Below are 25,073 nucleotides of genomic sequence, written 5' to 3'. Positions count from 1 at the left end.
TAGCAAGGGAGATGACAGTGTCGACAGTCAATAGTTTTGGGTCGAAAGACACACTCACAGTCGGGTCAACCGACTACGAAGTGTTTCGCATCGACAAAGTAGCGGGATACGAAAAGCTTCCCTTTAGCCTGAAGGTTCTGCTCGAGAACCTGTTGCGCACGGAAGACGGAAAGAACGTCACCGAAGCGCACATTACGTCGCTGAGCTCCTGGGTTCCCAGTGCAGAGCCCGACACCGAGATTCAGTTCACTCCAGCACGCGTCGTCATGCAGGACTTCACTGGAGTTCCCTGCATCGTTGACCTCGCTACGATGCGCGAAGCTGTCGCCGAGCTCGGTGGAGACCCCACCAAGATCAATCCGCTCGCGCCAGCAGAGCTCGTCATTGACCACTCCGTGATTGCGGACCTGTTCGGTTCTGAGAACGCGCTGGAGCGCAACGTTGAACTTGAGTACGAGCGCAACGGTGAGCGTTACCAGTTCCTTCGGTGGGGACAAACGGCTTTCGACGACTTCAAGGTAGTTCCTCCCGGAACGGGAATCGTTCACCAGGTGAACATTGAGCACCTCGCTCGAGTCACCTACACGCGCGAGGTGGACGGCAAGACGCGCGCCTTCCCCGACACTCTTGTCGGAACCGACTCGCACACCACAATGGTCAATGGCCTCGGTGTTCTCGGATGGGGAGTCGGCGGAATCGAAGCCGAAGCAGCGATGCTCGGCCAGCCGGTTTCCATGCTCATCCCCAAGGTTGTTGGATTCAAGCTCAAGGGTTCGATCCCGGCCGGCGTCACCGCAACTGACGTTGTTCTCACGATCACGCAGATGCTGCGCCAGCACGGCGTCGTCGGCAAGTTCGTCGAGTTCTATGGTGAGGGCGTTGGCGCAGTTCCGCTCGCGAACCGCGCAACTATCGGAAACATGAGCCCTGAGTTCGGTTCGACCGCCGCGATGTTCCCCATCGATGACGTGACTCTTGACTACCTGCGTCTTACCGGTCGCAGCGAAGAGCAGGTTGACCTTGTGGAGGCGTACTCGAAGCTGCAGTCGCTGTGGCACGACCCCAGCGTTGAGCCAAACTACAGCGAGTATCTCGAACTTGACCTCGCTACCGTTGTGCCTTCGATCGCCGGGCCGAAGCGTCCTCAGGACCGTGTCGAGCTCACGAATGCGAAGAACCAGTTCGAAATCGACCTCAACAACTACGCGTCGAGAGATCACTCCAAGGTTGATGCCGCGGTTGAGGGTACGTTCCCGGCATCCGACCCGATTGGTCTCACGCCGCAGGATGAGGACTCGGCTCACGAGCGCTCGCACACTCACGCTAGCCATGCGCCGTACACTGCTTCCTCGCCCACTTCCGTGAGTGTTGATGGGGGAGACCCGTTCACCCTTGATCACGGTGCTGTCGCAATCGCGGCTATCACCTCGTGCACGAACACCTCGAACCCATCGGTCATGCTTGCTGCCGGCCTTCTGGCTCGGAATGCTGCCGCCAAGGGCTTGAAGTCGAAGCCGTGGGTCAAAACCACTCTTGCACCAGGCTCCAAAGTAGTCACTGACTACTACGCAAAGTCTGGACTTGACGTTTCTCTCGAGGCTTTGGGTTTCTACACCGTCGGCTATGGCTGCACAACGTGTATCGGAAACTCGGGACCGCTGGAAGATGAAATCTCTGCCGCGATCAACGAGAACGATCTCGCGGTCACTGCGGTGCTCTCTGGTAACCGCAACTTCGAGGGCCGTATCAACCCCGATGTGAAGATGAACTATCTCGCTAGCCCGCCCCTGGTCATTGCATACGCGCTTGCCGGATCGATGAACTTCGACTTCGACAGCGATGCTCTCGGTCAAGATCAGGATGGCAATGATGTCTTCTTGAAGGACATTTGGCCCGATGCATCTGAAGTTCAGGCCACGATCGACTCGTCGATCGACCGAGACATGTTCATCCACGAATACGCGGGTGTCTTCGACGGCGACGAGCGTTGGCAGAACTTGCCAACGCCAACCGGATCCACTTTCGAGTGGGATGACGAGTCGACCTACGTTCGCAAGCCTCCGTACTTCGAAGGCATGACGATGGAGATCACTCCGGTCAGCTCGATCACGGGTGCACGTGTCCTCGCAAAGCTTGGCGACTCGGTCACCACCGACCACATCAGCCCCGCTGGTTCGATCAAGGGCGACAGCCCGGCCGGACAATACCTGGCTGAGCACGGCATTGATCGCAAGGACTTCAACTCCTACGGATCGCGTCGCGGAAACCACGAGGTAATGATTCGTGGAACGTTCGCGAACATCCGCCTCAAGAACCAGCTTCTCGATGGCGTCGAGGGTGGCTACACCCGTGACTTCACCACGCCGGATGCTGCGCAGTCGTTCATCTACGATGCGGCTCAAAACTATGCAGCCCAGGACACTCCGCTCGTCGTTCTTGGTGGCAAGGAATACGGCTCTGGTTCCTCACGCGACTGGGCGGCTAAGGGCACGAGCTTGCTCGGCGTCAAGGCTGTCATCTGCGAGAGCTTCGAGCGCATTCACCGCTCGAACCTCATCGGAATGGGTGTTCTTCCGCTCCAGTTCCCTGAGGGACAATCCTGGGAATCGTTGGGTCTTGACGGCACTGAGAGCATCAGCATCTCGGGAGTCGAAGAGCTCAATGACGACCGCATTCCGGGCACCCTGCACGTTGTAGCGGAGCCGACTGCGCACTCTCCAGAGGGCAAGACGACGGTGGAGTTCGACGCGAAACTGCGCATCGATACTCCTGGTGAGGCTGACTACTACCGAAATGGCGGCATTCTTCAGTACGTTTTGCGTTCGCTGGTCTAGCTCGAACTAGCTGCTCAAGGCGCGTGGCCGAAAGTATTTACTTTCGCCACGCGCCTTCTGCGTTCCCCGGCGGAAAATCCCGGTACCGCAGAACCCCGTGCGTAATCCTTCACGGTCAGCTGAAGGAGCCTAGACTGAAGGAATGAACTTACTCGAGGGAATCAATGGTCCCCGAGATCTTGACGGTCTCTCTACTGCCCAGCTTGTCGAGTTAGCGCAAGAGATCCGTGAGTTTCTGATTCAGAATGTTTCGCAAACCGGTGGGCATTTGGGGCCAAATCTCGGAGTGGTCGAGCTCACAACCGCTATTCATCGTGTCTTTGATTCGCCGCGGGATTCCATTGTGTTCGATACGGGGCACCAGAGTTATGTTCACAAGATTCTGACGGGACGCAAAGACTTTACGAAGCTGCGCACTGAGGGCGGCCTAGCGGGGTATCCGCAGCGTTCAGAGTCAGAGCACGACATTGTTGAGAGTTCTCACGCCTCAAGTTCACTCTCGTGGGCCGATGGAATTTCACGAGCGTTCGAGATGACAGGGCAGAGCGATCGCCACGTTGTCGCTGTCGTTGGTGACGGCGCGCTCACAGGCGGAATGACGTGGGAAGCGCTCAATAACATCAGCGACGACAACAGTCGCAACCTCATTATCGTAGTGAACGATAACGGTCGTTCATACGCGCCGACCATCGGCGGAATGGCTCATTTCCTCAACAGCGTACGGACTCGTCGTTCGTACCGCTCCCTGTACAGCTCAAGCCAGCGCTTCTTCGGCGCTTTTGGCGGTCCAGGCCGTGCCCTATATCGCGGTATTCGCGGGGGGACGCACGGCTTCCTCTCTCGTTTCAGCAACAACGAGGCTCTGTATTCGAATCTTGACATCAAGTATCTTGGCCCGGTTCATGGCCACGATATTGCGGCCCTCACTGAAGTTCTCGAACAGGCCAAGTCATACGGTGCGCCGGTCATTGTTCACGCGATCACCGAGAAGGGCCGTGGCTACGAGCCAGCACTGCTCGACGTTGCGGATCAATTTCATGCCGTGGGTCAGATTGATCCAGCAACAGGCGAGCCGGTTCAGTCCGGGGGAGCAGCATCGTGGACCTCGGCGTTCTCAGAAGAAATCGTCGCGCTTGCTGACGAGAACCCTCGACTCGTTGGTATCACTGCGGCGATGTTGCGGCCAACAGGGCTCCATCTATTTGCGGAAAAGTATCCAGAACGTGTTCACGATGTTGGCATCGCCGAGCAGCACGCTGTCACTTCGGCCGCTGGGCTTGCCTTTGGCGGTCTGCACCCGGTAGTGGCGCTGTACGCGACGTTTATGAACCGTGCCTTCGATCAGGTACTGATGGATGTCGCGTTGCACCGAGCTGGCGTCACGTTCGTGCTCGACCGTGCAGGGGTCACTGGTCCCGATGGTGCTAGTCACCACGGTATGTGGGACCTTGCTCTGCTCCAGGTTGTCCCGCACATCCGCATTGCGGCCCCTCGCGACGCTGAGCGCCTGCGTGAAGAGCTCGGAGAAGCCGTCGCGGTTGATGATGGTCCCACGGTCATCCGTTTCGCTAAAGGCACTGTGGGAACCTCCTACGATGCGGTTCGCCGAACGGACGACGGCGTGGATGTTCTCCGCGAGGATGAGCAACACGATGTGCTCATTGTCACCGTTGGCTCAATGGCAAAGACCGGACTCCAGGTCGCTGAGCTTCTCGCGGCGCAGGGAATCGGCGCAACCGTAATTGACCCGCGATGGGTAGTTCCCGTAGCGCAGAGCGTGATCGATTTCTCGGCTCAATACCGAATTGTGATCACGATTGAAGATGGAGTTCGTGTAGGCGGAATCGGTACCCGGATTCGTCAGGATATGCGGGCTCAGGGCGTAGATACTGCGGTGAATGAGTTGGGACTCCCTGCCGAGTTCTTGGATCACGGCAGCCGCGACTACGTTCTTGATCAGGTCGGGCTTACTCCTCAACACATCGCGCGCGACGTGGTAGCGCAAGTCCTCGGAAGCAAAATTCCTATTGCTCGACCGCTGAGTGATACCGATTCGCAGGCTGTTACGCTTCCCGCCGAACGAAGCTAGATTTCCCGGGTTATTCTCCGTGACGTCAACGAGATAGTTCTCTTCGACACTTTCTGCGTGCTCCAATGAGCCCCTCGGCTTTTAACAGCAGAAGAGGGCCGACCCAGACAGTGTCCGGGTCGGCCCTCTTCCTAGCTATGCCGCGTTAGTGCGAAACGCTTACTGCACTCCGCGAATCTGCGGATCGTGGAAAGTTCCACCAAACGCCCGCTCCGAAGCGCCAGCGCGATCGAGGTAGGGCGTGACTCCACCCATCTGGAAGGGGTAGCCGGCACCGAGGATGAGGCACAGGTCGATGTCCTCCGCCGCCGCAACCACCTTGTCTTCAAGCATCCGGTGAATCTCGTCGGCAAGACCGTCTTCGATGCGAATCTGAAGCTCCTCGGCCGTCATCGGTGAAGTGCCGCCCTTGACGATTTCTACAGCCTTCTTGGAAACGCCCTTTGCCTTGCCCTTACTGTCACGGTCAAAGATGTATCCGAGCTCGGCGAGCTTGTGCAGGTTCTCACTCTTGAAGAATCGTTCAGGGAATGCAGCGTGATGAGTGTCGAGCACGTGCGCCCCGACCTTGAGTCCAACCAGCTCGAGAAGTTCGAACGGAGTCATCGGCAGCCCGAAAGGACGGGTCGACTCCTCGACGACCTCAAACGGCGTTCCGGTGTCGACAGCGTTCATTGCCTCACCCAAAACCTTGGCCAAGATGCGGTTCACGACGAAACCGGGCGTATCGGTTGTGATCACCGCGTTCTTGCGCAGGTTCTTAGCCGTGACCATTGCGGTCGACAACGTCTCATCGTTGGTGTGCGGTGTTTTGACGACTTCGATGAGCGGCATGACTGCGACGGGGTTGAAGAAGTGGAACCCAACAAGGCGCTCCGGATGCGACAAGTTTGCACCGATCTGTTCCACCGACAACGACGAAGTGTTTGTGGCCAGGATTGCTTCCTCGGAGATGTACTGCTCAACCTCCGCGAACACAGCCTGCTTAGCACCGAGTTCTTCGTAGATCGCTTCAATCACCCAGTCGCAATCAGCAAAGTCCGCTTTGTTCGTGGTGCCGGTAACAAGGGCTTTGAGGCGGTTAGTGTCGTCTGATGACACCCGGCCTTTGTCGTGCAGCTTGTCGATCTCCGAGTGAATCGCGACAACACCGGCATCCGTCGCTGCCTGATCGAGGTCAGTAATAACAACCGGGACCTGCAGGCGGCGGACGAAGAGCAATGCGAATTGGCGGGCCATGAGCCCTGCGCCAATCACACCCACCTTTGTTACTTTGTGGGCCAGTTCCTTGTCTGGAGCCCCAGCCGGTCGCTTGGCGCGCTTCTGAACGAGGTTGAATGCGTAGATGCTCGCCTGGAACTGATCTCCAGAGATCATGTCAGCCAGAGCCTCATCTTCAGCTTCGAACCCGGTCTTCTTGTCAGTGTTCTTGGCTGCCTTCAATAATGCGAGCGCTGCATAGGGCGACTTGGCGACGCGACCAATGCGGTTCGCGAGCATCTTCTCGGCGATTCCGATCGCAACATCCCATTTGACGGTACGTTCGATTTTTCCCGGCTCGTTCTTGCGCTTGACCTTCGTCGTGCCAGCAATGACACCGTCGGCCCAGCGAATAGAGTCTTCGAGGAAGTTCGCAGGACCAAACATGGCGTCAGCAATACCCAGCTCGAAAGCTTCTGGCCCCTTCAGCATTCGGTTGTTCTTGAGCGGATTCTCGATCACTACCTTGAGTGCATTTTCGATTCCGATCAGGTTAGGAAGCAACCAGGCGCCGCCCCAACCAGGAATCAGACCGAGGAATACCTCAGGAAGCGCCAGCGCAGGTACCGAACTGTCGATGGTGCGGTAGTCAGCGTTGAGAGGAACCTCGACGCCGCCACCGAGAGCGAGTCCATTAATGAACACGAACGAGGGAACACCCAAGTCGCTCAGCTTGCCGAGCGCCCAGTGACCAAGCTGCGCCATCTGCTTACCGGTTTCGCGGTCAGGGATTTCGCTGACCTTCGAGAGGTCGGCGCCTGCGGCAAAAATGAATGGCTTGCCGGTGACAGCCAATCCGTGGATTTCTCCAGCGGATGCCCGTTCTTTCTGCTCATCGAGTACTTTTGCAAACTCAAGAAGAGTTGCTGGGCCGAGAGTGTTCGGCCGAGTGTGGTCTTTCCCGTTGTCGAGAGTGACGAGAGCAAGCGTGCGCCCGCCGGACAACGGCACATCGCGAACGAAGGAGTGGGTGATGACCTCGTCTTGAGACAGGCCAGCGAGACGTGCAAACTGCTGGGTCATTGTTACTTAGCTCCCTTGTAGTTGGGGTTTTCCCAGATAACGGATCCACCTTGGCCAAGACCGACGCACATTGCCGTAAGCCCGTAGCGCACCTCAGGGTGCTGTTCGAACTGGGCTGCGAGCTGAATCATAAGACGGACACCCGATGACGCTAGGGGGTGGCCCATCGCGATCGCGCCGCCCCACTGGTTTACGCGGGGGTCTTCATCGTCGATGCCATAGTGATCGAGCAGTGAGAGAACCTGCACCGCAAAAGCTTCATTGAGTTCGAAGAGTCCGATGTCGTCGATCGAGAGGCTCGCCTTGCGCAGTGCTTTCTCGGTTGACGGAATGGGCCCGATGCCCATGATTTCTGGCTCGACACCGGCGTAGGCGAAGCTCACCATGCGCATTTTGGGCTTCAATCCCAACTCGCGCGCTACTTCGCCGCTCGCCATGATGCTGGCTGTTGCACCATCGTTAAGACCGGATGCGTTTCCCGCGGTGATGCGTCCGTGAGAGCGGAACGGGGTTTTGAGTGCGGCGAGTCCCTCAAGAGTTGTCTCGGGGCGGAGTCCCTCGTCGCGAGTGGCCATTCCCCATCCGGCGTCACTTCGCGTGGCGACAGGAATCAGGTCAGGCTGAATGTTGTTGGCTTCGTACGCAGCGGTTGCACGCTGCTGGCTGCGAAGTGCAAAGGCATCGGCGCGAGCCTTCGTGAGGTGAGGGAAGCGGTCGTGTAGCTTCTCAGCAGTGTTTCCCATGTTGAGCGCTTCGGGGTCGACGAGCTTCTCTGACATGAATCGGGGGTTAGGGTCAACGCCAGATCCCATCGGGTGGTGCCCCATGTGCTCCACGCCGCCAGCAATTGCCAGATCGTAGGCGCCGAATGCGATGCCTCCGGCGACATTCGTGACGGCGGTCATAGCTCCGGCGCACATGCGGTCGATGGCGTAACCAGGAACTGAAATCGGCAATCCAGCGAGAATTGCTGCGCTGCGTCCGATTGTGAGTCCCTGATCACCGGTCTGAGTTGTCGCGGCAATCGCAACTTCGTCAAAGCGTTCTTTAGGGATTTGGGGGTTACGCTCCAGCAGTCCGATCATCGCCTTGACGACGAGGTCATCCGCTCTGGTATTCCAGAACATGCCCTTCTCGCCAGCACGCCCAAATGGAGTACGGACTCCATCTACGAACACAATCTCGGTTTCCTTGGCCACAATGCCTCCACTAGATCCTTGGATGTAGGACTGATCCTAGGTGGCCAAGATTAGGGTTAGGAATCCTTTGATTGTTCCTACGACTCGGTGTCGTCGGACTCCTCAGGCGTTTGGTGGGCTTCGACAAAGGCTTGGGCGATTGACTGTGCAGAAACGTCAATTTGCCATTGGCGCGCGCCGAGGGCATGAAGTACTGCCGCAATGCTCTCGCGCGTGATCTCGGTCGGTGGGGTCCAAGCGACACGTCGGAGGTAGTCAGGAGTGAGCAAATTCTCGATCGGGATCGACAATTCTTCCGAGCGCTCGGTCATCATCGCTCGTGCTGCCTTCAGCCGAAGATCGGCTGCGGGGTTCTTGTCTGACCACACTCGTGGCGGCGGAAGTGCGTCGCTAGCGACACGAGAAGCCGGAATGTCCGTCGACGCGATTCCCGCTTGAATCGCGTCCCACCAACGATCAATTTGAGTACGACTAGCACGCCCGCTGAACTCTTTCATCGCAGAGAGCTGACGCTTTGACTCGGGCAGAAAGCGCGCGGCGGCGAGAAGCGCCGAATCAGGAACAAGTCGACCGGGAGCCGTGTCTACTTCTTGAGCGTAGGCATCCCGAGCAAGCCAGAGTTCACGCGCAATGGCGAGATTTTTTCCGCCACGAAGTGAGTGAACCCCGCTGAGCCGGCGCCAAGGTTCTGCGCGAACATTGCTGAGATCCCGAACTAAGACAGAATCGAATTCCTGCTGTGCGATGTCGTGTTTGTCTGCAGAGTCGAGCAGTTCACCAAGAGCTTCGCGAAGATCTACGAGCAACTCAACATCGAGAGCGGCATAGACGAGCCACGCCTGCGGAAGCGGCCGCGTTGACCAGTCCGCCGACGAATGCTCTTTCGCTAGGTGAATGCCGAGGAGATGTTCGACGACAGTGCCGAGTCCAACACGGGGGAGCCCCGCGAGACGAGCGCCCAATTCTGTGTCAAATAGTCGAGTGGGGTGGAGACCAACTTCGCGCAAACACGTGAGGTCTTGTGTCGCTGCGTGCAGAATCCACTCTTCACCGGCGATGATGTCATTGAGCTCGGCGAAGTCGCCGATAGCTGGCGGATCAAATAAGAAGGTGCCAGCTCCGCGACGAAAGATTTGAATGAGGTACGCACGCTGCGAGTAGCGATAGCCGCTCGCACGTTCGGCATCAATTCCGATAGGACCATGGCCCGCAGCAATAGCCGCAACGGCGGCAAGGTATTCTTCCCGATCGTCTATGACGTTTACGGGATCATGAGGGGCTTGGGTTGCGTGCGACTCACCCTCAGGGGTTGCACTTTCGGTTGCGCTATTCACGTCCAACTTTACGGGCCGACAACAGGGTGACTCCTTCAATGGCTGGTGGTAGGCCAGCTAACATGCAGACCAATTCACTCCAGCCTTCCACATGCGCGGCCATGCTGAGATCTTTGGGGCTCCACGAGGCACGTAATTCGATCTGAGCACCGTCAGGCTGCGACTCAAGTTCGCCAAACCCTGTCGACAAAATTCGGGTCGCAGTTCCGGACACTTGATCGTAGGTAGCACCGCGACCGTCAAGAGCATCAACGAGCCACGACCAGGTGACCTCGCTCAGGAACGGATCAACGCCGATCTCCGGTTCTAACGGTGCCTGTGCGAAGCAAATTATGCGAAACTCGCTGTCCCAAGCGTCCGGAACTTCGGGATCGTATAAAAGAACAAAACGGCCAGTGCCAAGATCTGAGTCTTCACCGTGACGTGACGGAGTGACGTCGGCGGCCAGAGCGAATGACCATGGTGCGATCTGAGACGGAGCAGTGATTTCGGTTACTGCGAGCTCCGAGCGCAAAGATGCGCCACGAAGCGACTCGACCGCGGCAGTGAAGACTGCGGGTGGTGTTGGTCCAGCTGGTGAATCGGGCACGACTGAAGATTAGGCTTTAGAGGAACGATCGCTAGTGAGGCACGCCGCGCCAGTGCGGGTGCAGACGGAGGTTTGCGGATGCGAGCACCACAACCGGGGCGCATGGTCGTCGGCATCGTCAGCGGAATTGCTATCGGTGTCACAGCAGTCGGAATCGTCGGTTTGGTCGCTAGCGCGGTTCTTTCCGTAGTTTTTGCTCGGCGGCTCGTGACCCCACCAGGGCGAGCAGACAGTGGACTGCAGATTCTTGCGGTCGGCGAATCGACGATTGTGCTTTCAGCCGCTCTGGAGAGTCGCGCGCCAGGCCGCTTTAGCTTGTGGTTTGCCGACGAGGCAGGTCACGCCCGCATCGGTGCTGTCGTTTCGGAGAGTTCACGATGGGTCGCACGAGAGTTGATCTCGGTTCAACGAGGGATTCCGCACGCCGGGGACAACGCGCGAACGAGTGGCTGGTTCTATCTCAGTCCCGCAGAACTTGGGCTCGAATTTTCCGAAGTACACATTGAAACGGAGCTGGGCGCGGCACCGGCGTGGTTGGTCCCAGCAGCGGCGGCGAGTTCGACGTGGGCAATTCATGTACACGGTCGGGGAGTCCGACGCCAAGAGACTCTGCGCGCTCTGCCCGAGTTTTATGACGCCGGAATCACATCACTTGCCGTGTCATACCGCAATGATACTGAAGCACCAGATTCACCCGACAGGCGCTACGGGTTGGGTTCTACGGAGTATCGCGACGTCGACGCTGCTATCAGTTATGCGCTCGAGGCAGGTGCAGAGCGAATCGTTCTGATGGGATGGTCAATGGGAGGTGCGACAGTCTTGCAGACACTGATGCGCTCCAAGAGTCGGGAAGTAATCGTTGGCCTCATCTTGGATTCTCCCGTAATCGCCTGGGGTCCCATCCTCGAGCTTCACGGCACAATTAACCGAATCCCCACTCCGATTCAGCGCGCGGCGCAAGAAATTCTCGCGGGCGAACAAGCGCAGCTGCTCGTAGGCACCGAGAACCCGCTCGATTTTGCCGCGATGAATTTCGTCGGCCGCGCGACCGAACTCGATCGTCCCATCCTGCTGATGCACAGCACAGCTGACGCTTATGTTCCCGTTGAACCGTCACGTGCGCTTGCGGTGCTTCGCCCGGACATCGTCACCTTCGAAGAATTTGACACTGCCGGTCACACGAGGCTGTGGAACTACGACAGCGAACGGTGGCTTTCGGCTATTCGGTCATGGTTGAGAATTCACGTGGGCGAAGACGACGCCCGAGAAGGTCTCGACTAGGAAATGCTCTTGAGGCGAATCTGACGCTTAGCTCGTGCCAGCATTCCAGTCATGCCGCGAAGGCGGAGTGGACTGACTGCCTTGGCCAGGCCAAGTGACTGAGGGAAGTCGTCCGACAACTCCAGGACTTCCTGGGTGCTGAGGCCAGAAAGGCCCTGTGCCAAAATCGAAGCAAACCCGCGTGTGGTCGGAGCTTCGGGAGGCGCGGTCGCGAACATGTGCACCGTGTCGTTTTCGACCTCAATGAAAATGAAGACCGGGGACTGGCACTCCTCTACCCGTTCAAAAAGATCGGGGTGATCGCGGTAGCGCTCCGGGAGTTCCGGCAGCTCATTCGAGAACTCAAGGAGAAGTTGCAGCCGATCCCGCAGCTGGAGGTCCAAAAAATCGTCGCGGATTTCAGCCAACTGGGTCGGGATCTGCTGCTCACTCATCACTTAAGTCTAACGGGAAGGAACCTCGCCGGGCTCAGTGCCGATGACGATCGGCACTGCGACCAAAGATCCCCATTCAGTCCAAGACCCGTCGTAGTTGCGAACGTTATCGAAGCCCATCAGGTAGTTGAGCACGAACCATGTGTGGCTCGAGCGCTCACCGATACGGCAGTACGCAACAATATCGTCGCCATCTTTCAGCCCGGCACCGTCACGGTAGATCGCGTTCAGCTCGCTGAGCGGACGGAAAGTTCCGTCATCCGCGACAGCCTTGGACCATGGCACACTCTGAGCGCTGGGAATGTGACCGGCACGGAGCGCACCCTCTTCAGGGTAGGCAGGCGCTGTGGTGCGCTCTCCGCTGTACTCCTCAGGGGAACGGACATCAATGAGCGGGTTGCCCAAGTGGGTGAGTACGTCGTCACGGAACGCGCGAATTGTGGAGTCGTTGCGCTCGACGATCGGGTACTCGGTGGCTTGGGGAGTCGGTACCTCGAGAGTGTATTCGCGGCCATCAGCTTCCCACTTTGCGCGCCCACCATCGAGCAAGCGGACATCATCGTGCCCGAAAAGAGTGAAGACCCATAGTGCGTAGGCCGCCCACCAGTTTGTCTTGTCGCCGTAGATGACGACGGTAGTGTCTCGGGAAATTCCGCTACGAGACATGAGCTCGGCGAATCCCTCACCGTCGATGTAGTCGCGGGTTACGGGATCATTGAGATCAGTGTGCCAGTCGATTTTTACGGCGCCGCGGATGTGGCCAGTTTCGTAAAGCAAAACGTCTTCATCAGATTCGACAACTACTAAGCCAGGAGTTTCGAGACGTTCTTCAAGCCAGTCCGCCGAAACCAATCGTTCAGGGTTCGAGAACTCAACGAATTGGGGGGCCGGGTCGCGTTCGATAGTCATAGCTACCTCCGATAGTGGATGGAAAAACTGGCGCGGGCTTCAAACTAAGCTTGATTAGTCCCTTGCCCAAGAAAATTACGCATTCGCCGCTGATTACACCGCGTTGCCGTAAGACTGCGAAACATAACCGAGGCTGAGAATGAGCGCTACTGCGCCTACGACTCCTGAGCGTCTAGTCGATCGTATCCCGTCGTTGACCGGAGCGCAGATGCTCGCCGAACTGGTGCCACCGCGTCAGTTCACCGGGGCGACCTTAGATTCCTATCGACCTGACCGCGACTACCCCTCTCAGGGCGCCGCCGTTGCCGCGATGCGCCACTTTTCTGCCCCGACGAAACCCGGCGGAGGACTGTTTTCTCGCAAAAAAACGCCGGTAGCTAAACCTGGAGTTTATTTGGACGGCGGGTTTGGGGTTGGTAAGACCCACTTGCTTGCGGCTTTGTGGCATCACATTCCTGGCCGCAAGTATTTCGGCACGTTCATTGAGTACACAGCTCTCGTCGGTGCCGTGGGCTATGCCCAAGCTGTTGAGCTTCTCAAGGGTGCTTCGCTGGTGTGCATCGACGAATTTGAGCTTGACGATCCCGGAGACACTCGGTTAATTTCGCGACTGCTGTCTGACCTCGTCGGCTCGGGCACCAAGATTGCGGCAACCTCGAATACTCCGCCGAACGCGCTCGGCGAAGGACGGTTTGCCGCTCAGGACTTCTTGCGAGAAATTGACTCCCTTTCAGCCAAGTTCGAAACCATTCGAATTGATGGAGTTGACTATCGGCGCCGAGACACCGGGGCGCACGCGCTCACAGTCGAGGATGCGGCTGCGGCGGTTTCTCAGATAGCCGGGACAGTGACTTTGGACTCGTTCGATGAAGTGCTGAAACATCTATCGGGAGTTCACCCCTCGCGCTACGTGAAACTGATTGAGGGGATCGACGCGATTGGCTTGACGGACGTGCATCCATTTTCTAACCAGACGGATGCGCTGCGATTTGTTGCGTTTGTAGATCGACTGTATGACGCGCAGGTTCGTATTTTCGCTGAGGGGACGCCACTCGACGGTGTTTTCCCCGACGACATGCTCGCTGGCGGCTATAGCAAGAAGTATTTGCGTGCCGTATCCCGACTTATTGCGCTGACTGCCAACCACGTCTAGTCGCGGTATGCAGTGGACCGGCCCAATTCGCCCATCAAGGGTGGTTCTTGGCGAAGTCATTGTGTATGTGCCCGCTGAGGCATAAGACTGGTCACGGGGAGGTTCACTGTGGCGGAAGAATTCGCGGCGGCGACCATTGGGGTAATTGCGCTTGCAGTGTTGTTGTCGGCGCTGATCGTTTTGTACGCCCGGATTCTTCCGGAAGCGTCTTGGGCACGCGTGATGACAGAGTCTCTCCTGTGCTCGTTGCCCGGTGTCGTTGCGTGGCTGGCTCTTGGCCCTCTTATGTCATCGACATTGCGCCCCATCATGATGCCTTCGCTATCGTTGCTCGGGGGAATCTGTAGCTACCTGGTGACCGTCGTCGCGCGAAGTGCGGGTGCATCGTTTGTTCGGAGTATGACTTTTGGATCTATTTGGGCCGTTGGTGTGTTTGTGCCGACGGCGATCCGCACGTTTGAGCCATTCGGAGCAACCACGCCTCTTGGGCTGAGTCCGATTGATCACGGTGGTGCGCTCGTTATGAGCGTTGCGGTTGGTGCCGGCATGTTCGCCGTCCTGGTGGTGGAACGGAAGTCGCTGATTCGTGGTCGTCGGATGTTTGTCCCCGTCCCGCTGGGGATCGTCGCACTGGTCATCGTGGTTGTGTCGTGGATTGGTTGGCTAGTTGGAGCAGAGTTTGCCATCGACGATGTCGCGGGCCTCATTATCGTCAATGGTGTAGTGAGCGCTATCGCCGGTGCGGTTGGTTGGATCGCAGTTCAGTTGATTGGCCACGGTGTAATTAGTCTCAGATCGCTCGCAGGCGGCGTGGTGAGTGGCCTGATTGCGGTAACGGCCGGCGCACCACTTTTCACTCCAGTTTCTGCGGCAGTGGCCGGGCTTATTGCGGGTGCTGTGGCGTGTGTGTTTACCGTGCGGCGCGGATCGCCGCTGGGTAACCAGTTGCGTTTTCTGGTCAACACCCATTTATTGGGTGGGAGTCTTGGCGTTGTTTCCTTGGGCGTACTCGCGACCGGGTCAGGTTTTCTATTCACCGGCCAGACGGGAATTTTCCAAGAACAGCTCCTCAGCGTCGTCGCGACGGCAAGCTGGTCGTTTGTTATTTCGTCAGGATGCTGGTGGTTGCTCAGCAAGGTCGGTAGAGGCGTTCGCGCCCGCGACTCGCACCTCTTCGTCAAGTAGCGATCGCGTGAGGAGCGTGGCACCGGCGACGGCAGCGGGCATGGCGAACACAGCACCGAACGGAATCAAGAAGACAAGATAGGTCGCTGTTCCCAATCCGAGCGACTGTGCCCGTGAGGCTCTGAGGATGCGACGCCGTGCAGTGAGGTGCATATCTCGAGCCTCGAAGGGGATGTTGGCGAGCTCGACGACTAGGAGCCAGCCGCCGAGTAAGGCACCGGCGGTGGCAGCAATAATGGCGCCGACGATGGGGATAAATCCGAGCAGGAGCACGAGCAGGGCTAGACCGATCGTGGGGAAAAGCAGTCGCAGGCCCTCGCCGAATCCGCGTCGTGCGTCTTTCCAGAACCCTTGCGTCGCGGGCGTGGGCGGCGCACCATGACGGAAATCTACGTGGCTAGAAATTTGACGATAAAAGAAATCTCCGACCATCAGCGTCACCGTCGTGTAGGTGTTCACGATGATGAGGATGCTCGCTAAGAGCAGCGCAACCCCGGCGGCAAATCGCACAGCGGTTCGGGGGAGTTCGTCCCAGTCGTTAGCGAAAGGGGTTATCAGGGTCGCTATGGGGTCAATGGTGACAATCAGGGTAATTAATACCGCGATTGCGACAGCGCCGACGATAGCTGCAGGAATCATCCCCAGAAACATTTGGCGGGGCGCCGTGAGCACTTCGCGGAAGCCTCGAAACAAGAAACTGACGCCGACGAAGAATCGACGAAGTGGCGTTGATCTGGGGGACTTCGCGGCGCGCATTCCCCAAGGGTACTGGCATTGGGCAAGGCCTCAACGTGGCTGATTGCACACACGGCCTGATGGCGAATACGTGTCGCTCTTGCAATTCAGTGCATAAATAGTGGGCGATACCGGACTCGAACCGATGACCTCTTCCGTGTGAAGGAAGCGCGCTACCAACTGCGCCAATCGCCCCGCAGGCCAATCTTCGCATATCTTCGCGACACGCTCGCTACCGAATTGGCTCTCAGCGCAGACTTCGTATACAGTCATCTAGCACGCGAAAACGGGTAACCGAATAGCTGCAAAGTGCGGATGTGGCGCAGTGGTAGCGCATAACCTTGCCAAGGTTAGGGTCGCGAGTTCGAATCTCGTCATCCGCTCGAGTGGGAAGTGTCAGCCTCGCTGGCACTTTCCATGTGCGGTGGAGTGGCCGAGAGGCGAGGCAGCGGCCTGCAAAGCCGTATACGCGGGTTCAAATCCCGTCTCCACCTCGGTATCTAGTGTTTCAACTAAATAGCATGAGCGATTGGCGCAGCGGTAGCGCGCTTCCCTGACACGGAAGAGGTCGCTGGTTCGATCCCAGTATCGCTCACTCGAAAACACCCGACTCAGGTCGGGTTTTTTCGTTTAAGAAGCGCAACCGAACGCTCGTTTGTCTCGTGACACGGCAGTGACCTGATCGCCGCTAAAGTTGCACTGTGACTAAGACTGGATTTGACCTATACACCGACCGCAACGTCGTCGCCATGCGCGTCAACGGTGAGCTGAAAGACCTCGCCACGACGGTAACTGACACGGATGAGGTCGAGGCTGTCACTATCGATTCGCCTGATGGGCTCAATATCCTTCGTCACTCGGCGGCGCACGTCGCAGCTCAAGCGATCCAGACCATTAACCCTGAGGCAAAACTCGGTATTGGTCCGCCCGTTACGGATGGTTTCTATTACGACTTCGATGTCGAGGAGCCGTTTACGCCCGAGGACCTCAAGGCGATCACCAAGGCGATGGATCGCATCATCCGTCAGGGGCAACGCTTTCAGCGTCGTGTCGTGACTGAGGCTGAAGCCCGGGAAGAGCTCGCTAACGAGCCGTACAAGCTTGAACTTATCGGCCTGAAGGGGGCTGTTGCCGAGGGCGACGCCGATGCAGATAACGAGTCGGTCGAGGTCGGCGGCGCCGAGCTCACCATCTACGACAACGTCGATGGCAAGACTGGCGAGGTCTACTGGAAAGATTTGTGCCGTGGACCGCACCTTCCCAACACTCGCATGATCGGCAACGGGTGGTCACTCACGCGTACCGCTGCCGCATATTGGCGCGGTTCGGAAAAGAACAAGCAGCTGCAGCGCGTCTATGGCACGGCCTGGCCGACCAAAGATGAGCTTCGTGAATACCAAGCGCGTCAAGAGGAAGCATTGAAGCGCGATCACCGCAAGCTCGGCGCTGAGCTAGATCTCTTTTCGTTCCCTGACGAAATCGGTTCTGGCCTTGCTGTCTTCCACCCCAAGGGCGGAATCATCCGCCACGAGATGGAGAACTACTCCCGAACGCGCCACTTGCAGGAGGGCTATTCCTTCGTCAACACGCCTCACATCACTAAAGAGGCGCTGTTCGAAACTTCCGGTCACTTGGGCTGGTACAAAGACGGTATGTTCCCACCGATGCACCTCGATGAGGCGCGCAATGAGGAAGGCGAAATAACTCGCCAGGGTGCCGACTATTACCTCAAGCCCATGAACTGCCCGATGCACATCCTGATTTACAAGTCAGGCGGCCGCTCCTACCGCGACCTTCCCATGCGCCTGTTTGAATTCGGCACGGTGTACCGCAATGAGAAGTCTGGTGTTATTCACGGACTGACTCGCGTGCGTGGACTCACCATGGATGACGCCCACATTTTCACAACAAAGGAGGGGATGAAGGCTGAGCTCACTAACACTCTCAACTTCGTGCTCTCTTTGTTGCGGGATTATGGCCTCACAGACTTTTACCTTGAACTGTCGACGAAGGATCCTGAGAAGTATGTCGGTGACGACGATGTGTGGGATGAAGCGACGCAGACCCTTGCCGAGGTGGCCGAAGAGTCGGGGCTTGAACTTGTTCCTGACCCGGGCGGAGCCGCGTTCTATGGCCCCAAGATTTCGGTTCAGGCTCGCGACGCCATCGGGCGTACGTGGCAGATGTCTACCGTGCAGCTCGACTTCAACCTTCCGGAACGCTTCGATCTGGAGTACACGGCTGCGGATGGTTCACGCCAGCGTCCCGTCATGATTCACCGCGCGCTGTTCGGCTCGATCGAGCGCTTCTTCGGCGTTCTCACCGAGCACTACGCTGGGGCATTCCCGGTCTGGCTTTCGCCAGTTCAGGTTGTCGGCATCCCTGTCGCTGAAGCCTACGAGGAGTACTTGGGCGGTGTTGTCGACCAGCTCAAAGCTCTCGGTGTTCGCGCCGAGCTCGACGCATCCAGTGAGCGCATGCAGAAGAAGATCCGCACGCACACGAAGTCGAAGGTTCCGTTCCAGCTCATTGCTGGAGAGCAAGATCAGGCTGCTGGCTCGGTCAGCTTCCGTTTCCGTGACGGAACTCAGGAGAACGGCATCCCGATTGCGGACGCGGTTGCGCGTATTACCGACGCGATCGCGACCCGAGCCCAGGTTTAATTCGTGCGCGACTACGACGGTTCCGAGCTTCCGGCGGGGGAGTCTAGTAACGACTTCGCTGCGGTGCCTGACGCGTTCCAGCGGCTGTGGACGCCCCATCGCATTGCGTACATCATGGACCAGACCCAACCAGAGAAGGATGATTGTCCGTTCTGCGTTGCGCCAACCCTGGATGACGAAAAGGCTCTCATCGTTGCGCGGGGAACTCACGCGTACGTTCTGCTCAACCTCTTTCCGTACAACAGCGGGCACTTGCTCGTGTGCCCGTACCGCCACGTCGCGCTCTATGACGAAGCTACGGATGACGAAGTTGCCGAGATCGCCTCACTCACTCAGACAGCAATGCGAGTGCTGCGCGAAACCTCGAAATCGCACGGATTCAATATCGGCATGAATCAGGGAGCGTTGGCCGGAGCGGGCATCGCTAACCACCTTCATCAACATGTGGTGCCTCGGTGGGCCACCGACTCGAACTTCTTTCCCATCGTTGCGGGAACAAAGGCGATTCCGCGTCTACTTGGTGAAGTGCGTGACGAGCTCGCTAACGCGTGGCCAACGAACCACTGAGAAGGAATTGGCTACGCCCTTCACCGCCAATCCGACGGTAAAATTGGGTCACTATGAGCGACAACACTTCATCAAACCAGTCGGGCACGAGCCGCGTTAAGCGTGGACTCGCTGAAATGCTCAAGGGCGGCGTCATTATGGACGTCGTCAACGCAGAACAAGCGAAGATCGCTGAAGACGCCGGCGCAGTAGCCGTGATGGCTCTCGAGCGCGTTCCCGCAGACATCCGTTCACAAGGCGGAGTGGCTCGCATGAGCGATCCCGACCTCATCGACGGAATCATCGAAGCTGTGTCGATCCCGGTTATGGCGAAGGCCCGCATCGGTCACTTCGTTGAGGCGCAGGTTCTTCAGGCGCTCAAGGTTGACTACATTGACGAATCAGAAGTACTGAGCCCTGCTGACTACGTGAACCACATCGACAAGTGGAACTTCGATGTTCCCTTCGTTTGTGGTGCTACCAACCTGGGTGAGGCGCTGCGTCGCATCACTGAGGGTGCCGCGATGATCCGCTCGAAGGGTGAAGCCGGAACCGGTGACGTCTCTGAGGCGACCAAGCACATCCGCACCATCAAGGGCCAAATCAACGAGCTTCGTTCGAAGACTGCTGACGAACTCTATGTTGCAGCTAAGGAGCTTCAGGCTCCCTACGACCTCGTTCGGGAGATCGCTGAAACCGGCAAGCTCCCGGTTGTTCTTTTCACCGCTGGTGGAGTTGCGACTCCGGCCGACGCTGCGTTGATGATGCAGCTTGGTGCCGATGGCGTATTCGTTGGTTCAGGAATCTTCAAGTCGGGAAACCCGGCTCAGCGCGCCGCCGCGATCGTCAAGGCAACGACGTTCTTCGATGACCCCAGTGTGATTGCGGCAGCATCGCGCGGACTCGGTGAAGCCATGGTCGGCATTAACGTTTCTGACCTCGCTGCTCCTCACCGTCTCTCTGAGCGTGGCTGGTAGTTCACCAGTCGGTCAACTCCCTATTGGAGTTCTCGCTCTCCAGGGCGATTTTCGTGAGCACCTGCATGTGCTCCAGCAACTGGGCGAAACCGCAGTAGCGGTCAAGACGCCTGAACAGCTGGAGCACATCGCCGGCCTTGTCATTCCTGGTGGCGAATCAAGTGTGATCGACAAACTGTCCCGCCTCTATGGGCTTGCTGAACCCATCCGGTCCGCGATTGCGGCGGGTCTGCCCGTGTACGGAACCTGCGCAGGGCTGATTATGCTCGCAGACACCGTTCTTGATGCAATCGAAGGTCAACAGTCCTTTGGCGGTCTCGATATCGTCGTCAGGCGCAATGCGTTCGGCTCGCAGACTGACTCTTTTGAGACTGATCTTGTCGTGCCTGAGCTCGGTGAAGTACCCGTGCGCGCTGTTTTCATTCGGGCTCCAGTCGTCGTCTCTCTGGGGACGGATGTTCGTGCTCTCGCTACCCTCGAAGACGGTCGCGTGGTCGCTGTCGAACACGGCCAGCTCATGGGTACCTCTTTTCACCCAGAGATCACGGGCGATACACGTTTTCACGAGTATTTCGTCGCGCGAGTGCGGAGCCGCAGCTAGTTCCTGCATCATGGGGGAATGAAACTGTACGCAGACCATGCTCCTCGTCGGGCTCGCCAACTGACCGGTGACATCCTCGCGCTAGTTTTCATCGTTGGGTGGATTGCGCTCGGAGTATGGGTGTATCAACTGATCGCTGCGTTCCAGCAGCTCGGTGTTCAGATGCAGGAGGCGGGGGCCGGCTTCAGGTCTACGATGATCGAGCTGGGGGACACTCTGGGTTCGGTTCCCCTCATCGGGGCGGGCATCCGAGTTCCCTTTGATGGAGCGAGCGACGCCGGGGTCGCGTTGGAAAATGCCGGACAGAGCCAACAAGACACGGTGCTTGCTACTGCGACCGTCGTTGGGATAGTGATTGCGGTTGTTCCCATTGCGCTAATCCTGTTGTTGTGGCTGGTGCCCCGACTGCGATTCGCGCGCCGAGCAACCGAAGCGAAAATCCTCTTGAGTTCTCCAGGTGGCGCAGATTTGCTTGCTCTTCGCGCGTTATCTACTCACAAGCTGGGGGATCTTGCCGAGGTGGCGCCAGACGCCGCCGCGCTGTGGCGGGCTGGGGATCCGGTGATTGTCGCGCGTCTTGCACAGCTCCAGTTGCACTCGCTCGGCGTGCGCAGCGCGCTTGTCGAGCACTAGAGCGGGGATTCGCGCAGGCGAACTGTCTGCGTGCCCGGTAGAATGGTGTTTATGTCAGGGCATTCCAAATGGGCAACTACCAAGCACAAGAAGGCGATTACTGATTCTCGCCGCGCGAAGTCATTCGCGAAACTGATCAAGAATATTGAGGTCGCCGCCAAGATTGGCGGAGCTGACCTCTCGGGTAATCCGACTCTTGTTGACGCTATTCAAAAGGCGAAGAAGACATCGGTGCCCAACGACAACATCGATCGTGCAGTCAAGCGCGGCTCCGGCCAGCTTGGCGATGCCATTGAGTATCTCAACATCATGTACGAAGGCTACGGCCCCAATGGTGTTGCTCTTCTGGTCGAATGTCTCACCGACAACAAGAACCGCGCTGCGGCAGACGTACGCACCATCATGAGTCGTAACGGCGGTTCGCTCGCTGACCCTGGCAGCGTCGCTTACAACTTCGAACGCAAGGGTGTTATCTCGATCACTAAGACCGAGGGCGTCACCGAAGACGACATCCTCATTGCCGTACTCGATGCCGGTGCTGAAGAGGTCAAGAACCACGGCGAAGGCTTCGAGGTAATTACCGACACGGCGCACCTCGTTCAATCGCGGGACGCCCTTCAGGCGGCAGGGATTGACTACGACTCCTCAGAGGCAGAATTCGTTCCCCACCTCAAGGTCGAAGTTGATGCGGACACCGCGCGCAAGGTTTTCCGACTGATTGATGCTCTTGAAGAGTCTGACGACGTTCAGAATATTTACTCGAACTTCGACATCACGCCTGAGGTGCAGGCCGAACTCGACGAGGACTAGTCGATGACGCTCCGCGTGATCGGGATTGATCCCGGTCTCACGCGATGCGGCATCGGTGTGGTGGATGTTGCACCAGATCGTCGCGCGACGCTCGTGCATGTTGGCGTGGTGCGCACCCCTCCGGGCATGGCGTTAGAAGAGCGACTCCGCGAAATTGGCGACGGCATCGATGCGGTGATCGCCGAATTCGCGCCTCAACAGCTTGCGCTCGAACGAGTCTTTGCCCAAAACAACGTGAGCACAGTGATGGGAACGGCTCAAGCAAGCGGAGTCGCAATGTATGTCGCCGCTCGCCACGGCATACCGGTCACCCTCCACACCCCCACCGAAGTGAAGCTTGCGATTACGGGATACGGTGGCGCTGAAAAGAAGCAGGTTGGCACAATGGTTGCGCGTGTTTTGGGCCTCGCTGAAGCTCCTAAACCTGCGGATGCGGCGGATGCCTGTGCTCTCGCAATTTGTGGAGCGTGGAAGAGTGGCCCTGGTTTCGCTGCTTCTCCGTCAGGTCGCGGGGCTGATCGCTCAGGGTCATCCGGCTCATCACAGCTGACACCGGCCCAGGAGGCGTGGCGGTCAGCAGAGAAGTCGGCGGGTGCTCGTAGGGTGAAGCCATGATTTCTTCCCTTCGTGGCACCGTCCTTGCCGCGGCCGGAACCACGGTCGTCATCGAAGTTGGGGGAGTGGGCCTCTCGGTGAGTGTCACTCCCGAGCACGCACTATCGGTGCGCGTCGGATCCGAAACTCAACTCAATACAGCGCTCATCGTGCGTGAAGATGATTTAGCGCTCTATGGGTTTCGCACTCCGGACGAACTTTCTGCGTTCACCCTGCTTCGCGGCGTAACGGGCGTTGGCCCTAAAAGTGCGATGGGCGTGCTTGCTGCCCTCGCGCCAGAGGAGATAGCCCGTGCCGTGGCCGAAGAGAACGACGCTGCATTTCGTAAGGTATCGGGCATCGGTCCGAAGACGGCAAAACTCATTGTTCTCAATCTCGCAGGCAAACTCTTCGTTAGTTCTCCCCAGCGTGGCGCTCAGCCCGTTGTCTCCACTCCGGTATCCGAAAGTGTGTCGATGGCGTTGCAGGGGCTCGGGTGGTCTGAGAAGCTTGCCCGGCCCGCGGCTGAGGCTGCCTTCCGCGAGGCAGCAGAGGCCGATAAAGGCAATACACAGGCCGTCTTGAGGCGCGCCCTTCTGCTCGTCGGCTCGCAAACCCCGAATGGTGGTTCGTGATGCCTGACAACGATGATGTCGTCGCCAACTCTGGTGTTGAGTCGGATGCAGAGCTTGCCTTTGAGGGCGCGCTTCGACCGAAATCCCTCCATGAGTTTGTCGGTCAGCAGAAGGTGCGTGGCCAACTGCAGCTTCTTCTGAAGGCAGCAGCGATGCAAAACCGCACGGCAGACCACATCTTGCTTGCGGGCCCACCCGGCCTCGGCAAGACAACATTGGCGATGATTGTTGCGCACGAAAGTAACCGACCATTGCGCATGTCTAGCGGTCCTGCGATCCAGCACGCCGGTGATCTTGCGGCGGTATTGTCGTCGCTTCTTCCCGGCGAAGTTCTCTTCATCGACGAAATCCACCGGATGGCACGCTCGGCCGAAGAGATGCTCTACCTCGCGATGGAAGACTTTCGCATCGATATTATGGTCGGCAAGGGCGCCGGCGCGACATCCATTCCTTTAGACATTGCGCCGTTCACGCTTGTCGGTGCCACGACGCGATCGGGATTGCTGCCGAACCCGCTGCGAGATCGTTTTGGGTTTACCGCACACCTTGAGTTCTATGACGAGCCCGAGCTTGAACAGGTACTCGTTCGTGCTGCCGTGATGCTTGAGCTCGAGATTGATCGCGATGCGATCGCGGAGATTGCTGGTCGTTGTCGCGGCACTCCTCGAATCGCGAACCGATTGCTTCGGCGTGTGCGCGATTACGCGCTCGTCAATCACATTCCGGCTTCTCGGGATGCGGTGCGTGCCGCCCTTGAGCTGTACGACGTCGATGAACGCGGCCTTGATCGTCTGGACAGAGCGGTGATGCAGACCGTACTGACCCGCTTTGATGGCGGACCAGTTGGACTCAGCACGCTTGCAGTTTCCGTCGGAGAAGAAGCAGAGACGGTCGAGTCAGTCGTCGAGCCGTTCCTGGTGCGAATAGGGCTGTTGTCGCGCACGCCGCGCGGTCGTGTTGCGACTCGCGCAGCGTGGGAGCACTTCGGCATCGACGATCGAAATTCGTCTCTCTTCAGTGATGAACTATAGTTTTATTGGCTTAGTACGCGCCTCAGCTTGAGCGCCAGGCCCACAGACCACCGAAAGGTACCTCATGGATCCTCTTTCTATTGCGATGCTCGCCATTCTTGGCGTACTCATCTTCTTTATGTTCCGCAACAGCCGCAAGCGCAAAGCTCAGATGGCAGAACTGCGCGAGCAGATGGTTCCTGGCGTCGAAGTTATGACTAACTTCGGGCTTTTTGGAACGCTCGTTACCAACGACACCGTTGCCAACTCTGCCGAGATCGAGATCAGCACTGGCGTAATCGTCAAGGTTCACAGCCAGACGCTGGCCAAGGTCGTTGTCGAAGAAGAGGCTGTCGAAGGCGCTCCTCGTTCGGTGGAAGAAGCTATGGAAATCGCCAACCGCGAAGCTGCGGAACGCGAAGCTGGCACTGCTGAGGTTGACGCTGACGTGAAGCCAGAATTTGGTGAGTTGTCAGACACGAAGCCGGCTAGCTCTGCTGAGTCAAAAAAGGCGTCCGAGTAACCCACTAGTGTTGAGAGTCGTCCCTCCCGAGGACGGTTGTCCAATGGCGTGCGCTT

General features: G+C 58.0%; 22 protein-coding genes and 4 tRNA genes. 18 read left to right on the top strand and 8 right to left on the bottom strand.

The window, feature by feature from the left end:
• Window positions 1-17 precede the first annotated feature (17 nt).
• Entirely contained in the window at window positions 18-2,834 is a 2,817-nt protein-coding gene (acnA, locus tag AC061P_RS07485; protein WP_449646771.1) for an aconitate hydratase AcnA, read from the top strand.
• Between the two features lie 142 nt (window positions 2,835-2,976).
• Complete coding sequence (gene dxs, locus AC061P_RS07480; RefSeq protein ID WP_480390810.1) at window positions 2,977-4,923, top strand: 1-deoxy-D-xylulose-5-phosphate synthase; 1,947 nt, start codon at window positions 2,977-2,979, stop codon at window positions 4,921-4,923.
• Window positions 4,924-5,082: 159 nt separating this feature from the next.
• On the opposite strand, the gene AC061P_RS07475 is transcribed toward dxs, so the two are convergent.
• The 4 genes from AC061P_RS07475 to AC061P_RS07460 all read right to left on the bottom strand — a co-directional run bounded on the left by AC061P_RS07475 (window position 5,083) and on the right by AC061P_RS07460 (window position 10,328).
• Window positions 5,083-7,206 (bottom strand): 3-hydroxyacyl-CoA dehydrogenase NAD-binding domain-containing protein, encoded by a 2,124-nt coding sequence (locus AC061P_RS07475; protein WP_449646769.1) that lies wholly within the window; start codon window positions 7,204-7,206, stop codon window positions 5,083-5,085.
• A 2-nt stretch (window positions 7,207-7,208) separates the two neighbouring features.
• Window positions 7,209-8,405 carry a thiolase family protein gene (locus AC061P_RS07470; protein ID WP_449646768.1) on the bottom strand — a complete coding sequence of 399 codons (1,197 nt, stop codon included), beginning with the start codon at window positions 8,403-8,405 and terminating at the stop codon, window positions 7,209-7,211.
• A 77-nt stretch (window positions 8,406-8,482) separates the two neighbouring features.
• Complete coding sequence (locus tag AC061P_RS07465) at window positions 8,483-9,739, bottom strand: HRDC domain-containing protein (protein ID WP_480390809.1); 1,257 nt, start codon at window positions 9,737-9,739, stop codon at window positions 8,483-8,485.
• Entirely contained in the window at window positions 9,732-10,328 is a 597-nt protein-coding gene (locus AC061P_RS07460) for a DUF3000 domain-containing protein (RefSeq protein ID WP_449646766.1), read from the bottom strand. Before AC061P_RS07460 ends, AC061P_RS07465 begins: the two co-directional genes overlap by 8 nt.
• A gap of 78 nt (window positions 10,329-10,406) precedes the next feature.
• Here AC061P_RS07460 and AC061P_RS07455 point away from each other — a divergent pair, with 78 nt between their 5' ends.
• Window positions 10,407-11,609 (top strand): alpha/beta hydrolase family protein, encoded by a 1,203-nt coding sequence (locus AC061P_RS07455; protein WP_449646765.1) that lies wholly within the window; start codon window positions 10,407-10,409, stop codon window positions 11,607-11,609.
• Here the strand turns inward: AC061P_RS07455 and AC061P_RS07450 are convergent.
• Together AC061P_RS07450 and AC061P_RS07445 are read right to left on the bottom strand one after the other, a co-directional pair.
• Window positions 11,606-12,043 (bottom strand): SufE family protein, encoded by a 438-nt coding sequence (locus AC061P_RS07450; protein WP_449646764.1) that lies wholly within the window; start codon window positions 12,041-12,043, stop codon window positions 11,606-11,608. The two genes, AC061P_RS07455 and AC061P_RS07450, sit on opposite strands and share 4 nt — an antisense overlap.
• Before the next feature lie 9 nt (window positions 12,044-12,052).
• Window positions 12,053-12,952, bottom strand: a complete 900-nt coding sequence (locus AC061P_RS07445; protein ID WP_449646763.1) for a sulfurtransferase — start codon at window positions 12,950-12,952, stop codon at window positions 12,053-12,055.
• A 139-nt stretch (window positions 12,953-13,091) separates the two neighbouring features.
• Between AC061P_RS07445 and zapE the strand changes: the two genes are divergently transcribed.
• Both zapE and AC061P_RS07435 read left to right on the top strand, forming a co-directional pair.
• Window positions 13,092-14,105 (top strand): cell division protein ZapE, encoded by a 1,014-nt coding sequence (zapE, locus tag AC061P_RS07440; protein ID WP_449646762.1) that lies wholly within the window; start codon window positions 13,092-13,094, stop codon window positions 14,103-14,105.
• Between the two features lie 108 nt (window positions 14,106-14,213).
• Window positions 14,214-15,290 (top strand): ammonium transporter, encoded by a 1,077-nt coding sequence (locus AC061P_RS07435; protein WP_449646761.1) that lies wholly within the window; start codon window positions 14,214-14,216, stop codon window positions 15,288-15,290.
• On the opposite strand, the gene AC061P_RS07430 is transcribed toward AC061P_RS07435, so the two are convergent.
• Window positions 15,216-16,046, bottom strand: a complete 831-nt coding sequence (locus AC061P_RS07430; protein WP_449646760.1) for an EI24 domain-containing protein — start codon at window positions 16,044-16,046, stop codon at window positions 15,216-15,218. The two genes, AC061P_RS07435 and AC061P_RS07430, sit on opposite strands and share 75 nt — an antisense overlap.
• A gap of 101 nt (window positions 16,047-16,147) precedes the next feature.
• Window positions 16,148-16,220 (bottom strand) — tRNA-Val (locus tag AC061P_RS07425).
• Between the two features lie 116 nt (window positions 16,221-16,336).
• On the opposite strand from AC061P_RS07425, the gene AC061P_RS07420 reads away from it, so the two are divergent.
• The 13 genes from AC061P_RS07420 (at window position 16,337) to AC061P_RS07360 (ending at window position 25,017) form a co-directional block, all read left to right on the top strand.
• A tRNA-Gly gene (locus tag AC061P_RS07420) sits at window positions 16,337-16,408 on the top strand.
• Window positions 16,409-16,448: 40 nt separating this feature from the next.
• Window positions 16,449-16,519: transfer RNA gene (locus AC061P_RS07415), tRNA-Cys, on the top strand.
• A gap of 29 nt (window positions 16,520-16,548) precedes the next feature.
• A tRNA-Val gene (locus AC061P_RS07410) sits at window positions 16,549-16,620 on the top strand.
• Between the two features lie 154 nt (window positions 16,621-16,774).
• Entirely contained in the window at window positions 16,775-18,688 is a 1,914-nt protein-coding gene (gene thrS / locus AC061P_RS07405) for a threonine--tRNA ligase (protein WP_449648177.1), read from the top strand.
• A gap of 3 nt (window positions 18,689-18,691) precedes the next feature.
• Window positions 18,692-19,255: an HIT family protein gene (locus AC061P_RS07400; RefSeq protein ID WP_449646759.1), complete on the top strand. Its 564-nt coding sequence runs from the start codon at window positions 18,692-18,694 to the stop codon at window positions 19,253-19,255.
• A gap of 53 nt (window positions 19,256-19,308) precedes the next feature.
• Window positions 19,309-20,211 carry a pyridoxal 5'-phosphate synthase lyase subunit PdxS gene (pdxS, locus tag AC061P_RS07395; RefSeq protein WP_449646758.1) on the top strand — a complete coding sequence of 301 codons (903 nt, stop codon included), beginning with the start codon at window positions 19,309-19,311 and terminating at the stop codon, window positions 20,209-20,211.
• On the top strand, window positions 20,201-20,812 hold the full coding sequence (gene pdxT, locus AC061P_RS07390; RefSeq protein ID WP_449646757.1) for a pyridoxal 5'-phosphate synthase glutaminase subunit PdxT: 612 nt from the start codon (window positions 20,201-20,203) through the stop codon (window positions 20,810-20,812). The genes pdxS and pdxT overlap by 11 nt, the downstream gene beginning before the upstream one ends.
• An 18-nt stretch (window positions 20,813-20,830) precedes the next feature.
• Window positions 20,831-21,445 carry a hypothetical protein gene (locus tag AC061P_RS07385; protein ID WP_449646756.1) on the top strand — a complete coding sequence of 205 codons (615 nt, stop codon included), beginning with the start codon at window positions 20,831-20,833 and terminating at the stop codon, window positions 21,443-21,445.
• A 51-nt stretch (window positions 21,446-21,496) separates the two neighbouring features.
• Window positions 21,497-22,255, top strand: a complete 759-nt coding sequence (locus AC061P_RS07380) for a YebC/PmpR family DNA-binding transcriptional regulator (protein WP_449646755.1) — start codon at window positions 21,497-21,499, stop codon at window positions 22,253-22,255.
• A gap of 3 nt (window positions 22,256-22,258) precedes the next feature.
• Entirely contained in the window at window positions 22,259-22,870 is a 612-nt protein-coding gene (ruvC, locus tag AC061P_RS07375) for a crossover junction endodeoxyribonuclease RuvC (protein ID WP_480390808.1), read from the top strand.
• Entirely contained in the window at window positions 22,867-23,484 is a 618-nt protein-coding gene (gene ruvA / locus AC061P_RS07370; protein ID WP_480390807.1) for a Holliday junction branch migration protein RuvA, read from the top strand. The genes ruvC and ruvA overlap by 4 nt, the downstream gene beginning before the upstream one ends.
• A complete protein-coding gene (ruvB, locus tag AC061P_RS07365; protein WP_449646752.1) occupies window positions 23,484-24,515 on the top strand; it encodes a Holliday junction branch migration DNA helicase RuvB in 1,032 nt (343 codons plus the stop codon). Before ruvA ends, ruvB begins: the two co-directional genes overlap by 1 nt.
• Before the next feature lie 64 nt (window positions 24,516-24,579).
• Complete coding sequence (locus AC061P_RS07360) at window positions 24,580-25,017, top strand: preprotein translocase subunit YajC (protein ID WP_449646751.1); 438 nt, start codon at window positions 24,580-24,582, stop codon at window positions 25,015-25,017.
• The last annotated feature ends 56 nt before the right edge of the window (window positions 25,018-25,073 follow it).

It is taken from the genome of Rhodoglobus sp. G.S.4, from assembly GCF_056619605.1.
The sequence above is the reverse complement of the archived record's forward strand: the minus strand, read 5'-3'. Positions and strand labels throughout refer to the sequence as shown.